The sequence below is a fragment of the Arthrobacter sp. StoSoilB19 genome (genome assembly GCF_019977275.1).
Lineage (GTDB): Bacteria > Actinomycetota > Actinomycetes > Actinomycetales > Micrococcaceae > Arthrobacter.
In genome coordinates this window covers 1,621,823-1,636,673 of record NZ_AP024650.1, presented here as the reverse complement: position 1 = coordinate 1,636,673, position 14,851 = coordinate 1,621,823, and the positions used below count along the sequence as shown (strand labels likewise).

14 protein-coding genes are annotated in these 14,851 nt (G+C 67.4%); 5 read left to right on the top strand and 9 right to left on the bottom strand.

Going from position 1 to position 14,851, the window contains the following annotated elements; genetic code table 11:
- Nucleotides 1-5: 5 nt before the first annotated feature.
- Genes LDO86_RS07575 through argC form a run of 7 tightly spaced genes read right to left on the bottom strand, consistent with a single transcriptional unit; the run spans nucleotide 6 to nucleotide 7,242 of the window.
- Complete coding sequence (locus tag LDO86_RS07575; RefSeq protein ID WP_018771557.1) at nucleotides 6-1,211, bottom strand: argininosuccinate synthase; 1,206 nt, start codon at nucleotides 1,209-1,211, stop codon at nucleotides 6-8.
- A gap of 45 nt (nucleotides 1,212-1,256) precedes the next feature.
- Nucleotides 1,257-1,787 carry an arginine repressor gene (locus LDO86_RS07570; protein ID WP_018771558.1) on the bottom strand — a complete coding sequence of 177 codons (531 nt, stop codon included), beginning with the start codon at nucleotides 1,785-1,787 and terminating at the stop codon, nucleotides 1,257-1,259.
- Complete coding sequence (gene argF / locus LDO86_RS07565) at nucleotides 1,787-2,788, bottom strand: ornithine carbamoyltransferase (RefSeq protein WP_018771559.1); 1,002 nt, start codon at nucleotides 2,786-2,788, stop codon at nucleotides 1,787-1,789. Before argF ends, LDO86_RS07570 begins: the two co-directional genes overlap by 1 nt.
- Nucleotides 2,785-4,038 carry an acetylornithine transaminase gene (locus LDO86_RS07560; RefSeq protein ID WP_018771560.1) on the bottom strand — a complete coding sequence of 418 codons (1,254 nt, stop codon included), beginning with the start codon at nucleotides 4,036-4,038 and terminating at the stop codon, nucleotides 2,785-2,787. The genes argF and LDO86_RS07560 overlap by 4 nt, the downstream gene beginning before the upstream one ends.
- On the bottom strand, nucleotides 4,035-4,994 hold the full coding sequence (gene argB / locus LDO86_RS07555; RefSeq protein WP_018771561.1) for an acetylglutamate kinase: 960 nt from the start codon (nucleotides 4,992-4,994) through the stop codon (nucleotides 4,035-4,037). The genes LDO86_RS07560 and argB overlap by 4 nt, the downstream gene beginning before the upstream one ends.
- Nucleotides 4,995-5,047: 53 nt before the next feature.
- Nucleotides 5,048-6,214 (bottom strand): bifunctional glutamate N-acetyltransferase/amino-acid acetyltransferase ArgJ, encoded by a 1,167-nt coding sequence (gene argJ, locus LDO86_RS07550; RefSeq protein ID WP_056391324.1) that lies wholly within the window; start codon nucleotides 6,212-6,214, stop codon nucleotides 5,048-5,050.
- On the bottom strand, nucleotides 6,211-7,242 hold the full coding sequence (argC, locus tag LDO86_RS07545; RefSeq protein WP_026266113.1) for an N-acetyl-gamma-glutamyl-phosphate reductase: 1,032 nt from the start codon (nucleotides 7,240-7,242) through the stop codon (nucleotides 6,211-6,213). Before argC ends, argJ begins: the two co-directional genes overlap by 4 nt.
- A gap of 162 nt (nucleotides 7,243-7,404) precedes the next feature.
- Between argC and LDO86_RS07540 the strand changes: the two genes are divergently transcribed.
- The 3 genes from LDO86_RS07540 to LDO86_RS07530 all read left to right on the top strand — a co-directional run bounded on the left by LDO86_RS07540 (nucleotide 7,405) and on the right by LDO86_RS07530 (nucleotide 9,815).
- Nucleotides 7,405-8,370, top strand: a complete 966-nt coding sequence (locus tag LDO86_RS07540; RefSeq protein WP_018771564.1) for a quinone oxidoreductase — start codon at nucleotides 7,405-7,407, stop codon at nucleotides 8,368-8,370.
- A 267-nt stretch (nucleotides 8,371-8,637) separates the two neighbouring features.
- Nucleotides 8,638-8,964 (top strand): transposase, encoded by a 327-nt coding sequence (locus tag LDO86_RS07535; RefSeq protein WP_018772270.1) that lies wholly within the window; start codon nucleotides 8,638-8,640, stop codon nucleotides 8,962-8,964.
- Complete coding sequence (locus LDO86_RS07530) at nucleotides 8,961-9,815, top strand: IS3 family transposase (RefSeq protein WP_018772269.1); 855 nt, start codon at nucleotides 8,961-8,963, stop codon at nucleotides 9,813-9,815. Before LDO86_RS07535 ends, LDO86_RS07530 begins: the two co-directional genes overlap by 4 nt.
- An 83-nt stretch (nucleotides 9,816-9,898) precedes the next feature.
- On the opposite strand, the gene pheT is transcribed toward LDO86_RS07530, so the two are convergent.
- Both pheT and pheS read right to left on the bottom strand, forming a co-directional pair.
- Complete coding sequence (pheT, locus tag LDO86_RS07525; RefSeq protein WP_018771565.1) at nucleotides 9,899-12,442, bottom strand: phenylalanine--tRNA ligase subunit beta; 2,544 nt, start codon at nucleotides 12,440-12,442, stop codon at nucleotides 9,899-9,901.
- 2 nt (nucleotides 12,443-12,444) lie between these two features.
- Nucleotides 12,445-13,506: a phenylalanine--tRNA ligase subunit alpha gene (gene pheS / locus LDO86_RS07520; RefSeq protein WP_018771566.1), complete on the bottom strand. Its 1,062-nt coding sequence runs from the start codon at nucleotides 13,504-13,506 to the stop codon at nucleotides 12,445-12,447.
- A 201-nt stretch (nucleotides 13,507-13,707) separates the two neighbouring features.
- On the opposite strand from pheS, the gene LDO86_RS07515 reads away from it, so the two are divergent.
- Both LDO86_RS07515 and LDO86_RS07510 read left to right on the top strand, forming a co-directional pair.
- Nucleotides 13,708-14,160, top strand: coding sequence for a hypothetical protein (locus LDO86_RS07515; protein ID WP_018771567.1), 453 nt, complete (start codon nucleotides 13,708-13,710; stop codon nucleotides 14,158-14,160).
- The gene (locus LDO86_RS07510; protein WP_018771568.1) at nucleotides 14,160-14,816 is read left to right on the top strand and encodes an SIMPL domain-containing protein; all 657 of its coding nucleotides are present in this window, start codon (nucleotides 14,160-14,162) and stop codon (nucleotides 14,814-14,816) included. Before LDO86_RS07515 ends, LDO86_RS07510 begins: the two co-directional genes overlap by 1 nt.
- Nucleotides 14,817-14,851 lie beyond the last annotated feature (35 nt).

Sequence of the window (14,851 nt, the reverse complement as noted above, 5' to 3'; positions counted from 1 at the left end):
AGGGGCTACTTCCCTGCGACCCGGATGTCGCGGCCGGAGGCAACCTTGGCGGACATGCCCCACAGCTCGATGAAGCCCTTGGCCTGGGACTGGTCGAAGGTGTCGCCGGTGTCGTAGGTGGCCAGCGAGAAGTCGTACAGCGAGGTGTCCGAGCGGCGGCCGTTGACGATGGCCTGGCCGCCGTGCAGGGTCATGCGGATGTCGCCGGAGACGTACTTCTGGGTGTCCTCGATGAAGGCGTCCAGGGAGCGCTTCAGCGGGGAGAACCACTGGCCGTCATAGACCAGCTCGGCCCAGCGCTGGCCAACGGTGGCCTTGAAGCGGGCCTGCTCGCGCTCCACGGTGATGTCCTCGAGGTGCTTGTGCGCGGTGATCAGGGCCATGGCACCGGGGGCTTCGTAGATTTCGCGGGACTTGATGCCCACCAGGCGGTCCTCGACGACGTCGATGCGGCCCACGCCCTGGGCGCCGGCGCGGCGGTTGAGTTCCTTGATGGCCTGCAGCGGAGTGACCTTGACGCCGTCGATCGCTACCGGGACGCCGGCCTCGAAGGAGATGATGACCTCATCCGGGGCCGGCGGGAACTCCGGGGTGGCGGTGTAGTCGTAGATGTCCTTGGTGGGGGCGTTCCAAATGTCCTCGAGGTAGCCGGTTTCCACGGCGCGTCCCCAGACGTTCTGGTCGATGGAGTACGGGTTCTTCTTGGTGGTCTCGATGGGCAGTCCCTTTTCCTCGGCGAAGGCGATGGCCTTGTCGCGGGTCAGGGCGAGGTCGCGGACCGGTGCGATGCACTTCAGGTCCGGGCCCAGGGTCTGGATGCCCACCTCGAAGCGGACCTGGTCGTTGCCCTTGCCGGTGCAGCCGTGGGCCACGGTGGTGGCGCCGAATTCGCGGGCTGCCTTCACCAGGTGCTTGACGATGACCGGGCGGGAGATGGCGGACACCAGCGGGTAGTGGCCCTGGTAGAGGGCGTTGGCCTTCAGGGTGGGCACGCAGTATTCGTTGGCGAACTCGTCCGATGCGTCGGCCACGTAGGCCTCGACGGCGCCGCAGCCCAGGGCGCGCTGGCGGATGGTTTCCAGCGATTCGCCGCCCTGTCCGACGTCCACCGCCACGGCGATGACCTCGGCACCGGTGGCTTCACCGATCCAGCCGATGGCGACGGACGTGTCCAGGCCGCCGGAGTAGGCCAGCACAATGCGTTCAGTCACTTTAGATGCTCCTTGTTGGGGTTGGTTGGTTCGTTGTCTTCAAGCTTATTGCCCGGCTTCTTCTGCCATTTGCAGGAAGCGGGCTGCCAGGTCCGGTCCGCCCAGCGGGTCGCGGGAGACCAGCAGGACGGTGTCGTCCCCGGCGATGGTGCCCAGGATGGACGGCATCACCGAGTGGTCGATGGCCAGGGCCAGGAAGTTCGCGGCGCCGGGCGGAGTGCGCAGGACCGCGATGTTGGCCGAGGCTTCGGCGGTGACCAGCAGTTCGCTGCACAGCCGGGCCAGCCGGGCATCCAGGATCTCCTGCGTCACGCCGCTTTTTGCGGCCCGCTCGCCGCCTTCGCCGGGAACGGCGTAGACCAGGACGCCTTCCTTGCCGCGGACGCGGACGGCGCCCAGTTCCACCAGGTCGCGGGACAGCGTGGCCTGGGTGACCTGCACGCCGTCGTCGGCCAGCAGCGCCGCAAGCTCGGCCTGGGAACGCACGGACTGCCCGGTGAGGATGGCGGTGATGCGCGCCTGCCGGGCGGTCTTGGTGGCCGGGCTGGTGCCCGGGGAGGACGGCTGGGCGGACACTAGAACGTGCTCTCTCCGGTGCCCTCGACGGGGGAAAGGCCGTCAACGAAGGCCAGGCCCGAGCGGTGCATCAGCCAGGCCATCAGCGCCTTCTGGGCGTGCAGCCGGTTTTCCGCCTCGTCCCAGACGATGGACTGCGGGCCGTCGATGACGTCGGCGGAGATTTCGTAGCCCCGGTAGGCCGGGAGGCAGTGCAGCACGACGGCGTCATCCGCGGCGAGTGCCATGGCGTCCGAATCGACGGAGTAGTCCCGGAACAGCTGGAGCCGGGCCTCCTTCTCGGCTTCCTGCCCCATGGAGACCCACGTGTCGGTGGCCACGACGTCGGCACCCTTCAGTGCTTCCTTGGCATCGGTGGTGATGAGCACGGAACCGCCGGTCTCAGCCGCGCGCTCCTCAGCCGCGGCCACGATGTCCGCGGCCGGCAGGTAGCCCTCCGGGCCGGCGATGCGGACGTGCATGCCGGCGGTGACTCCGGCCAGCAGGTAGGAGTTGGCCATGTTGTTGGCGGCGTCGCCGAGGTAGCTCATGGTGAGTCCCTTGAGGTCGCCCTTGTGTTCCTTGACGGCCAGCAGGTCCGCCAGGAGCTGGCACGGGTGGTAGTCATCGCACAGGGCGTTGATGACGGGAACCCTTGAGTTCTCCGCCATGGCCACCAGGCCGGCGTGGGCGCCGGTGCGCCACACAATGGTGGAGACCATCCGTTCGAGCACCTTGGCGGTGTCCTCCACGGATTCCTTGTGCCCAATCTGCGCCTCGCCGGGGTTGATGACCAGGGCATTGCCGCCCATGTCCGCGATGCCGGTGGCGAATGAGACCCGGGTCCGGGTGGAAGTCTTGTCGAAGATCACGGCCACGGTCTTGCGGCCGCTGCCTTCAGCGGCGAACGGCTGGACGCTGTAGGGGGCCGCCTTCATGCGGGCGGCGAGCTCCAGGACTTCCGCCTGTTCGGCGGGGCTGAGGTCGGTGTCCTTGAGGAAGTGCCGGGTTGCGGTGGTCACTGGGCGTCCTTAGCTGTCTGGAGGATTGCCGGGAATGCGGCGAGGAACGTGTCGGCCTGTGCCGTGGTGAGGATCAGCGGCGGGGCCAGGCGGATGGTCCGCGGGCCCGGGCTGTTGACGATGAAGCCTGCGTCGAGTGCCGCCTGCACGACGGCCGGTGCTACGTCGGCGTCGAGGTCGAAGCCGATCAGCAGCCCTTCACCCCGGACCTCGGTGACGCCGGGGATCGCGGCCAGTGCGGAGCGCAGGTGTTCGCCCACGGCCGTGGCGTTGGCCAGGACGTTCTGGCTTTCGAGGGCGTGGAGGGTGGCGAGGGCGGCTGCCGTGGCCACCGGGTTTCCGCCGAAGGTGGTGCCGTGCTGGCCGGCTGACAACAACGACGACGTCTGCCCACCCATGGTGATCAGGGCACCGATGGGGAATCCGCCGCCCAGCCCTTTGGCCAGGGTGATGGCGTCAGGGACAATCCCCGCATCCTCGCTGGCGAGCCACTTGCCGGTGCGGCCGATGCCGGTCTGGACCTCGTCCAGGATCAGCAGGGCGCCGGCTTTGCTGGTGGCCTCCCGCGCGGCCTTCAGGTAGCCCGGCGGCAGGGGGCGCACACCTGCCTCACCCTGGATGGGCTCCAGGAACACGGCGGCCACGGTTTCGTCCACTGCTGCCTCCAGCGCAGCAATATCGCCGAACGGGATGTGCACCACGCCACCGGGCAGCGGCTCGAAGGGCGCCCGGTAGGCCTCTTTGGCGGTCAGGGCCAGGGCGCCCATGGTCCGGCCGTGGAACGCGCCCTCGAGGGCGATGATGGTGGTCCGCTTGACCGTACCGTCGCCCGTATTGCGGCGGCCAAGTTTGAAGGCGGCCTCGTTGGCTTCGGTGCCCGAGTTGCTGAAGAACACCTTGGAGCCGGCAGGAGCGTGGGCCAGTTCCAGCAGTTTTTCGGCCAGCGCCACCTGGGTGGGGCTGGTAAAGAAGTTGGAGACGTGGCCCAGTGTGGCCAGCTGGCTGGCGATGACTGACGTCACGAAGGGGTGGGCGTGGCCCAGGGCGTTAACGGCGATCCCGCCCAGCAGGTCCAGGTATTCCTTGCCGTCGGCGTCCCACACCAGGCAGCCGGCACCGCGGACAAGGACCCGCTGCGGCGTGCCGAACACGTTCATCAGCGAACTGGAGTAGCGCGAGAGCCACTCGGAGCCTGCGTGGCCCGTGGTTTCCACCAACTCGGTGACTGAAGGCTTTTCAACCGTGTTCATCCGTTGATCTCCTCGTCCGGGACTACCTGGGTGCCGATGCCCGCCGTCGTAAATGTTTCCAGAAGCATGGAGTGGGCCAGGCGCCCGTCCACGATGTGTGCCCGTTCCACGCCCTCGTCAACGGCCTTGAGGCAGGCCGCCATCTTGGGGATCATCCCGGACTCGAGCCTGGGCAGCATCTCCCGCAGCTCCGACGCCGTGAGGGAGGAGATCAGGGAAGTCTTGTCCGGCCAGTTGGCGTAGAGGCCTTCAACGTCGGTGAGGATCACCAGCTTCGAAGCGCCCAGCGCCGAGGCGACGGCGGCCGCTGCGGTGTCCGCGTTGACGTTCAGGACCTGGCCCGTGGGCTGGAACCGCGCGGTCCCCGCCACGCTTTCTCCGCCGTCGACAATTTCCGGGGCCACCGTGGAGATCACGGGGATGCGGCCGGCGTCGAGGATGTCCACGATGCCGGCGGGGTCGACGCCCACCACCTCGCCCACCAGCCCGAGGTCCACCTCTTCGCCGTCCACCACGGTGCCGGTGCGGACAGCGCGCAGCAGCCCGCCGTCTTCACCTGACATGCCCACGGCGTAGGGCCCGTGGGAGTTGATCAGGCCCACCAGTTCGCGTCCCACCTGGCCGGTGAGGACCATGCGGACCACATCCATGGCCTCGGGCGTGGTGACCCGGAGGCCGCCCTTGAACTCGGATTCGATGCCCAGCCGGCCCAGCATGGAGTTGATCTGCGGGCCGCCGCCGTGGACCACCACGGGGTGGATGCCCACATGGTGGAGGAAGACGATGTCTTCGGCGAAGGCGCGGCGGAGTTCGTCGTTCACCATGGCATTGCCGCCGTACTTGATCACCATGGTGGTGCCGGCAAACCGCTGGATCCAGGGCAGCGCCTCGATCAGGGTTGCCGCCTTGTCCTGGGCAGCGGACATGCTGGTGGTTTCACGCGTCTGGGTGTTCATGTTGTCACTTTCCGCAGCGGTTTATGCCTTGGCGGGCAATGGCTGGAGGGGCCCTAGCTGGAGTAGGCGCTGTTCTCGTGCACGTAGTCATGGGTGAGGTCGTTGGTCCAGATGGTGGCCTCGGCATCGCCTGCCTGCAGGTCGATTTCCACCAGGACTTCGCGCGGCTCCAGGTCCACCAGGCTGCGGTCGTCGCCGATGCTGCCGTTGCGGCAGATCTGGACGCCGTTCATGGCCACGTTGAGCTGGTCCGGCTCAAAGGCGGCGTCCGTAGTGCCCACCGCGGAGAGCACGCGGCCCCAGTTGGGATCCTTGCCGAAAATGGCCGCTTTGAACAGGTTGGAGCGGGCCACGGAGCGGCTGACGGTTTCGGCGTCCGCTTCGCTGGCAGCGTTGAACGTGCGGATGGCGATGTCGTGGCTGGCGCCCTCGGCATCGGCGATCAGTTTGCGGGCCAGCTCGGCGCAGACCTTGGTCAGCCCGGCACCGAAATCCTCGGCCGAGGGCACAGCCGCGGAAGCGCCGGAAGCCAGCAGGACAACCGTGTCGTTGGTGGACATGCAGCCGTCTGAGTCGGCGCGGTCGAACGTAACCCGCGTGGCGTCGCGGAGGACGACGTCGAGCATTTCGGGCTGCACCACGGCATCCGTGGTGAGCACCACCAGCATGGTGGCCAGGCCGGGGGCCAGCATGCCGGCGCCCTTGGCGATGCCGCCGATGCTGAATTCCTGGCCGTCGGCGTCGGTGCCGATGAAGAGGGCCGACTTGGGCACGCTGTCGGTGGTCATGATGGCCGTGCCGGCGTCCGGTCCCCCGTCGGTGCTGAGTGCTGCTGCAGCGGCCTCGACGCCCGGCAGGATCTTGTCCATGGGCAGCTGCTCGCCAATCAGGCCGGTGGAGCAGACGAACACGTCGGTGGCTGAGATGCCCAGGACCTCGGCCACTTTCTCCGCGGTGCTGTGGGTGTTCTGGAAGCCCGTGGGACCGGTGCAGGCGTTGGCCCCGCCGGAGTTGAGGATGACGGCATCCACGCGGCCGTCCGAGACCACCTGGCGTGACCAGTGCACGGGGGCTGCGGCCACGCGGTTGCTGGTGAACACGGCGGCGGCGGCTTTGGATGGTCCGTCGTTGACGACCAGGGCGAGGTCCGGGTTGCCGGAGGCCTTGAGTCCGGCGGTGACGCCTGCTGCCCGGAATCCCTGGGGGGTGGTGATGGTCACGGAGCTACTCCCTGCAGGTTGAGGCCGGCGGTTTCGGGCAGGCCGAGTGCGATGTTCATGGACTGCACGGCTCCGCCGGCAGTGCCCTTGGTCAGGTTGTCGATCACGCAGGCGACGACCACCCGTCCCGTGTGGGCGTCGAAGGCCAGCTGCATGGCTGCGTGGTTGGAACCCTGGACCGATTTGGTCCCGGGCCACTGGCCCTCGGACAGCACGTGGACGAACGGCTCGTCGTCGTACGCTTCGGTCCATGCCTGCCGCAGCTGCGCTGCGGTGGTGCCGGCCTTGACCTTGGCAGTGGCGGTGGTCAGGATGCCGCGGCTCATGGGAGCAAGGGTGGGCGTGAAGGAAACGCTGACTTTTTCCCCTGCCGCGTTGGAGAGGCCCTGCTCGATCTCGGGGGTGTGCCGGTGTCCACCGCCCACGCCGTAGGGACTCATGGAGCCCATGACTTCAGCGCCGATCAGGTTGACCTTGGCGGCCTTGCCCGCGCCCGAGGTGCCGGAGGCAGAAACGATCACGACGTCGTCGGGCTCCAGCAGGTGCGCAGCGAAGCCGGGGGTCAGCGCCAGGAGGGCGGACGTTGGGTAGCAGCCGGGAACGGCGATGCGCTTGGCGCCCTTGAGGGCTTCCCGCTGGCCGGGCAGCTCCGGGAGTCCGTAGGGCCAGGTGCCGGCATGGGGCGAGCCGTAGAACTTCTCCCACGCGGCGGGGTCTTCAAGGCGATGGTCGGCGCCGGCGTCGATGACGACTGTCCCTTCGGGAAGCTGGGCGGCGATCTCGGCGGAAGCACCGTGCGGCAGCGCCAGGAAGACGACATCGTGGCCGGAGAGGTTCTCCACCGTGGTGTCTTCAAGGATGCGGCTGGCCAGTCCATGCAGGTGCGGCTGCAGTTCGCCGAGGCGGGACCCGGCATTGCTGTGCGCTGTGATGGCACCGATGGTCACACCGGGGTGCCCCGCCAGAAGGCGAAGGACCTCTCCCCCGGCGTAGCCGCTGGCACCCGAAACCGCAACAGAAATAGTCATGCTCCGACTATACAGCAATAGTTATGCATTGATGCCGATATTTATGCATGGCCGTCCTTGAGGCCTGCGGTTACGCCGGGACTTGCCGTGCCGGTCTGCGGTGTCCCTAGGATGGTCTCGGCAGCCGGGGCCGGAAACGCCGGGACCCGCGAAAGGAGAGCCATGACGCATGCAATCGTCGCACGGCAGGCAGGCGGACCGGAAGTCCTTGACTACGCCGAGGTTCAAACACCCGCTCCGGGGCCGGGCCAGGTGCTCTTCAAAGTCGGGGCGGCCGGCGTCAACTTCATCGACACCTACAAGCGCAGTGGGACCTACAAAGTCCAGTACCCCTTCACCCCCGGCACGGAAGCCGCAGGGACGGTGGAAGCCGTGGGCGAAGGCGTCACCGGCTTCTCCGTGGGCGACCGGATAGCCACGGCCGAGGGCCTGAACTGCTACGCGGACTACGCCCTGGTGGATGAGGACGCCGCACTGCCGGTACCGAAAGGCCTGGATGTCTTTACCGCCGCCGCCCTTCCCCTCCAGGGCATCACCGCGCACTACCTGGTCAATTCCACCTTCAAGGTGGAATCCGGGCACACCGTACTGCTGCACGCCGGGGCCGGCGGGGTTGGACTGCTGCTCATCCAGCTGCTCAAGGCAAAGGGCGCCCGGGTCATCACCACCGTGTCCAATGACGGGAAAAAGGCCCTCGCCCTTGAGGCCGGCGCGGACCATGTGCTGCGCTACGAAGGTTTTCCGCACCACGTGCGCGAGCTCACCGGCGGCAAGGGCGTGGACGTGGTGTACGACGGCGTGGGTAAGGATACGTTCGACGGCTCCCTTAACGCCCTTGGTGTCCGGGGAATGCTGGTGCTGTTCGGCGCAGCCTCCGGCCCGGTCCCGCCATTTGACCCGCAGCGCCTCAACGCCGGGGGTTCCCTGTTCCTCACCCGGCCCACCATGGGCCACTACCTGCGGGATGCCGCGGAGCGACGCTGGCGCTCCGACGAGGTCTTTGCAGCGGCCGCCGGCGGGAGCCTGAAGGTCCGCATCGGGGCCCGCTACCCGTTAAGCCAGGCCGGGCAGGCACACCGCGACCTTGAGGGCCGGAAAACCACCGGAAAGGTTCTCCTGGTGCCGTAGGAAACCCCGCTTCGCCGGATAATGAAGAAGTCCCCGCGCCCATTCTGAACTGCTCCCCGGAAGTTGGACTGAGAAATTCAGTTCCGACTTCCGGGGAGCAGTTTTATGCATGCACGTAGTTCGTTGTCTGAGGTTCAGCGTGAGGCCGCTGTAGCGTGGTTTGAGAAGGGCATCGCGGATAGTGCGGCGGCGACGTTGCTAGGGGTGTCCCGCCCGCCGATAAGGGTTCTCTATCGGCGGTGGAAGATCCATGGTCGAGGAGCGCTGGTGGCCAAGCCGACGAAACAGGTGTACTCGTTCGAATTCAAGCTCGCGCTGGTTGAACGGTTTATCGCCGGTGAGACTGCCCCGGATCTCGCGGCGGAGGTGGGTTTGTCCTCGCCCACGCTACTGAAGACGTGGGCCCGGGCGTATCGCCGCGAGGGCCCGGACGCATTACGTCCCAAGTCCAAGGGCAGGCCTAAGGCACCTGATGCCCCGCAGCCGGCCGAGGTATCGGAACTGGAGCGGTTACGGCGGGAGAACGAACGGTTGCGGGCGGAAGTGGCTTACCTGGGAAAATTGCGGGCCTTGAGGGCGCAGGAACGACGGTGAAGGTCCAAGCCCTCATCGCTCTCAAGGCTGACTTCCCGCTTCCGGTCCTGCTGCAGGCAGCATCTCTTGCCAGATCGACGTTCTTCTATCATCAGGCACGCATCCAAGGCCCTGATCCGCAGGAGTTCATCAAGGCCGCTGTCAGGGAAATTTTCGAGAAGAACCATGGCCGGTACGGGCACCGGCGGGTCCACACCGAGATGGTCAAGCAAGGGTGGACGGTCGCGAAAAAGACCGTTCTGAAGCTCATGCGGTCCCTGAATCTGGTGTGCAAGGTCCGGCGGAAGAAGCGTTATAACTCCTACCAGGGCGGGCAGGGCCGGGTTGCTCCGAACGTGTTGAACCGGGAGTTCGAGGCTGATGCCCCGAACCGGAAGTGGGTAACGGATGTGACGGAGTTCAGCGTCGGCGACCGTAAGCTCTACCTTTCGCCGGTTATGGATCTTTTCGACCGGCAGATCATCTCCTACTCGATCAGCCCGTCTCCGAATCTGGAGCTCACCAATAATTCGCTGCGCCAGGCCCTTGCCTGCCTTGAGGATAACCAGCAGCCACTCGTGCATTCGGACCAGGGCTTCCAGTACCAGCACGTCTCGTGGCGAAAACTCTTACAGGAAGCCGGCGCGAGCCAGTCGATGTCACGCAAGGGCAACTGCTACGACAACGCCGTGATGGAAAACTTCTTCGGCCACCTTAAGGAAGAGCTCTTCCACCACGTGCGATACCTCAGCACCGACGCCTTGGCAGGGGCACTGCACGAATACATCCGCTGGTACAACACCGAAAGAATCTCGACAAAGCTCAAGGGCCTGAGCCCGGTGCAATACCGGACCCAGACCCTCGCGGCTTAGGCTCTTATTTAGTCAGTCCAACTTCCGGGGAGCAGTTCAATTCAAGGGTGCGGGGACTTCCGTGGTTCACGGGTTTGTCCTGCTTAGCGCTGGACGGCTCCGAACCGTTCCGCGGCCAGGGCAACTGCCTGCTCACGCGCGGCCGAGGCTTCGTCAGCGGTGAGGGTGCGGTCAGCGGCGCGGAAGCGGAGGCCGAAGGCCAGCGACTTCTTGCCCTCCTCGATGCCCTTGCCTGCGTAGACATCGAACAGCGCGACGTCCTCCAGCAGCTCACCGGCGCCTTCACGCAGCGCACCAAGGACCTCGTCCGCGGGCACGTCGGCGGGAACAACGAGTGCAACGTCCTGCGTCGCCACCGGGAACGTGGAGATGTGGCGGGCCACGATCACATCCGGTGCCGCCTCAAACAGGGCGTCGGCATTGAGTTCAAGTGCCACCGAACGGGCCGGCATGTCCGAGGCCGCCAGCAGCTTGGGGTGCAGTTCGCCCGCGTACCCCACGGTCTCTCCCGTCCGCAGTGCGAGCCGGGCGGTGCGGCCGGGATGGAACGCCTGGTGGCTGCCCTGCGTGACCACAAGGTCGACGCCGAGGACGTCGCCCGCAAGGCGGGCAACATCCAGCGCGTCGGCCCAGTCCCACGTCCGCGGAGTATGGCCGGCAGCAGCCGGGGAATCGTGGCCGGTGAGGATGGCGGCCACATGGAACGGCTGGTCCGGGACGCCGTCGTACAGTGCGTCGAGCACCTCGTCGGCGGGCTTGGCGCCCAGCGGCGGGATGGAGGCAGTGCCCACGGTCCCGGCGGGAAGGAACACCAGGCCCGATTCGAACAGGGCGAGGTCGCGGAAGCCGCGCGAGTGGTTGCGCTTGGCCACCTCGATCAGCCCCGGCAGGATGGACGTGCGCAGGTAGCCCTGTTCCTCGCTGATGGGGTTGGCCAGCTTGACCGCGCTCCGCTGGGCACCCTGCTCGGCGACGCCAAAGGTGTCGTTGGCGGCCTTGGACACGAACGGGTAGGACAGCACCTCGGTCAGGCCGGCGTCGGCCAGCGACTGGATCAGGCGCCGGCGCTGCTGCTGGATCCGGGTGAGTCCGCGCCCCGGAGGGGCCACCGGCAGGGTGGCCGGGATCTTGTCGTAGCCCACCAGCCGTGCGATTTCCTCGGTCAGGTCTTCCTTGGTCTCCAGGTCGCTGCGCCACGTGGGCGGCGTAACGCTCCAGCCGCCGTCGTTCTTCTCCACGACGGCGCCCAGGTCCTCCAGGGAGGTGACGATCTGCTCTTCGGTGAAGTCGACGCCGATGCGGGCAGCGGCGAAGCCGGCGGGCAGCCCGATGGTGATGGTTTCCGGAGCCGTGCCCACGTCGGTTCCGGGTTCGTCGGCGGTGCCGCCGGCCAGTTCCACCAGGAGGTCCACCACGCGCTGGGCGGCGACGCCCGCCACCTGCCAGTCAACCCCGCGCTCGAAGCGCTTGGACGCCTCGGAGGGCAGCTTGTGCCGGCGACGCGACCGCCCAATGGACACCTCGTCGAAGTGCGCTGCTTCCACCAGGACGTTCGACGTCGAGTCACTCACCTCTGTGGCGGCGCCGCCCATGACGCCCGCAATGCCGATGGCGCCCGAATTGTCGGTGATCAGCAGGTCCTCGGCGTCAAGGGTGCGCTCCTTGCCGTCCAGGGTGGTGATCTTCTCGCCTGCGGAGGCACGCCGCACCACGATGTCGCCGGACAGCTTGTCCAGGTCGTAGCAGTGCGTGGGCTGGCCCAGCTCGAGCATGACGTAATTGGAGATGTCCACCGGCAGGGAGATGGAGCGGATGCCTGCCAGCCGGAGCCGGGACACCATCCACGGCGGGGTGGGGCGGGTAGCGTCAACGCCGCGCACGGTGCGTGCCACGAAGCGGTCGCAGCCGGGCTTGCCGTAAATGGGGGCGTCGTCGTTGAGTTTGACGCCGTAACCCCCGGACAGCTCTGCCGGGGCGTTGACCTTCGCGGCAGGGTCCGTGAAGGCGGTGCCGGTGGCGTGGGCGTACTCGCGGGCAACCCCACGGATGGAGAAGGCGTACCCGCGGTCCGGGGTGACGTTGATTTCCGCGGCCTGGTCATAGAGGCCCAGCAGTTCCATGGCGTCGGTGCCCACTTCCGGGTCCAGCCCGATGCGGGACAGCACCAGGATGCCGTCGTGGTCCTCGCCGATGCCCAGTTCGCGGACTGAGGCGATCATGCCGGCGGACAGGTGGCCGTAGGTCTTGCGGGCCGAAATGTGGAAGTCGCCGGGCAGCACGGCACCCGGAAGCGTGACCACCACTTTGTCGCCCTCAACGAAGTTGTGGGCGCCGCAGATGATGCCCTGGACGCCGGAGGGGTCAATGCCGTCCCCGGTGAGGGTCTGCTCCTGCCCTTCGGGGACAACGCGGACCTGGCACCAGTTGATGGTCTTGCCGTTGGTCTGGGGTTCCTTGACCAGGCTCAGGACCTGGCCCACCACGACAGGGCCCCTCAGCGTGTCCGTGGGGCGGTGGACCGCTTCTTCCTCGAAGCCCACCTTGACCAGTTCGGCCATGACGTCTTCGGCCGTTGCATCGGCCGGTACGGCCGCGAATTCACGCAGCCAGGAAAGTGGGATACGCACTGTTAGATCTCCATCCCGAAGTGCTCGCTGAACCGTACATCGCCTTCGATCATGTCGCGCATGTCCCCCACCTCGTTACGGAACATGAGGGTGCGCTCGATGCCCATGCCGAAGGCAAAACCTGAATAGACGTCCGGGTCGATGCCGGCGGCGCGCAGGACGTTGGGGTTGACCATGCCGCAGCCGCCCCACTCGATCCACGCCGGGCCCCCCTTGGCCCCGGGATGGAAGATGTCCAGTTCGGCGGACGGCTCCGTGAACGGGAAGTAGTTGGGGCGCAGCCGGATCTGGGCTTCATCGCCGAACATCTGCCGGGCGAAGTGCTCAAGGGTGCCGCGCAGGTCCGCCATGCTGAGGTTCCTGTCGATGGCCAGGCCCTCGAACTGGTGGAACACCGGGGTGTGGGTGGCGTCCAGTTCATCCGTGCGGAACACTTTGCCCGGGCACAGCACGTAGATGGGAACCTCGCGTTCCAGCATGGACCGGACCTGCACCGGGGAGGTGTGGGTCCGCATCAGCAGGTGGGCTTCAGGCGGTTCCACGAAGAAGGTGTCCTGCATTTCGCGGGCAGGGTGGTCCGGCTTGAAGTTCAGGGCGTCGAAGTTGAACCACTCGGATTCCACCTCGGGGCCTTCGGCGATTTCCCAGCCCATGCCCACGAAGATGTCCGCCACGCGGTCCTGCAGCGTGGAGAGCGGGTGGCGGGCACCTGCACGACGGCGGCGCGGAGCGGCGGTGACGTCCACGGTTTCCTCGACCAGGATCCTGGCGTCGTTCTCGGCTTCCAATACCGCCGTGCGGTCGGCGAGCGCCTTGTTGACCCGGCCGCGGGAGGCGCCCATCAGCTTCCCGGCGAGCGCCTTCTGGTCCTTGGGCAGGCGGCCAATCTCACGGTTGGCTAGGCTCAGCGGGGACTTCTCGCCGCTGTGGGCAAGGCGCACCGCCTTCAGCTCGTCAAGGGTGGCCGCACCGGCGATGGCGGTGATGGCCTGATCTACAGCGGCGTTGATGGCGGCCTCATCCGTGGGGTTCGGGATGGCGGCGCCCGGCAAAGTTTCAGTCATCTACTGTTCTTAGCTACGAGTCGTGGCTGCCGGCGGCCGGGGCAGCCGTTGGCGGTTTCCCGCCCGGCGCGTCCGTCGCTGGCAGGTCATGGATGAATGCGCTGAACGTCAGTGTCATTCAATGACCAGGTCAGGGCTCGCCGGCAGGACCGGCGGCCACTGCCCTCCAGTCTAGTTGAACCCTCCGGCTACCATGGCCTCATGACTTTGCGGCAGCGCGCGGGTACCGTTCACGGCCCGACGACGGCCCAACGGCTCAGGCGGGCAGCGAACCTCCTGAACGGGAGCACCCTGGCCGGGCTCGCCGTCGCGCTCGCCGCCAGGACGCAGATCAGCCGGGGCCCCCGCGGCCTGATCATAGCCGCAGGCTACCGCTGGCGGTTGCCGTTCGCGCACGCCTACACCCTTGGGAACGTCGTGCTGTGCCGGAGCACGGCCGGTGAGCTGCTGTCCCGGCCCGCACTCCTGGGACACGAGGAAGGGCACTGCACCCAGTACGCGTGGTGCCTCGGATTGCCCTTCATCCCCCTGTACCTGGCAGCCGCCGGCTGGTCGGTGCTGCGCACCGGAAATCCGGGAACGGGCAACATCTTTGAGCGCCGGGCAGGGCTGGCGGCCGGCGGCTACCCGCCCACTGCGTCGAGGCGGGCGTGATGGGCCCGGAGGCCCCCGCGCACGGGAATGCGCGAACAGTCACCGCCACGGGCACGGGATGGGCGGAGGCACCCCCTGACCTGATGCTGGTTTCGGTGGGCGTCGAGTGCCGTGCCGGATCGGTGGAGGAGGCGTATGCGGCGGCCGCGGAAGGCCTGGCCATGATGGGCTCGGTTCTCCGCGGCCACGGTGTTGCACCGGCCGATATCCGCTCGGCGGGGATGAGCGTCCGCGCCGACCTCGCCTGGCGGGACGGCGAGGGCCAAAAGCTCGTGGGGTACGTGGCTGCCAGCAGCGTCACGGTCCGGCTCAGGGACATCGCCACCGCGTCCGCCACCATCTCCGCGGCCGTCGACGCGGCCGGGGATTCCGCCCGGCTGAACACCCTGCAATTGGTCCTTTCGGACGACACCGCCGTCCGGGCTGAGGCCCGGGAAGCCGCCTGGCACGACGCACTCCGCACTGCCGGGCAGTACGCAGCGTTGGCCTCCGCCCGCCTGGGACCGGTGTTGTCCGTGACAGACCAGCGCCCGGCGCCGGGCCCGGTTCCCCTGGCGGGCATGCAGCGGGCCTCTGCTCCGGAGGGCATGACGGTGGAACCGGGCGCAAACCGGGTGGAGGCAGCCGTGACCGCCACGTGGGCCCTGGAGCAGTAGGCCGCCCCTTCCACCGGCCGGTACCTCTGGGCGGC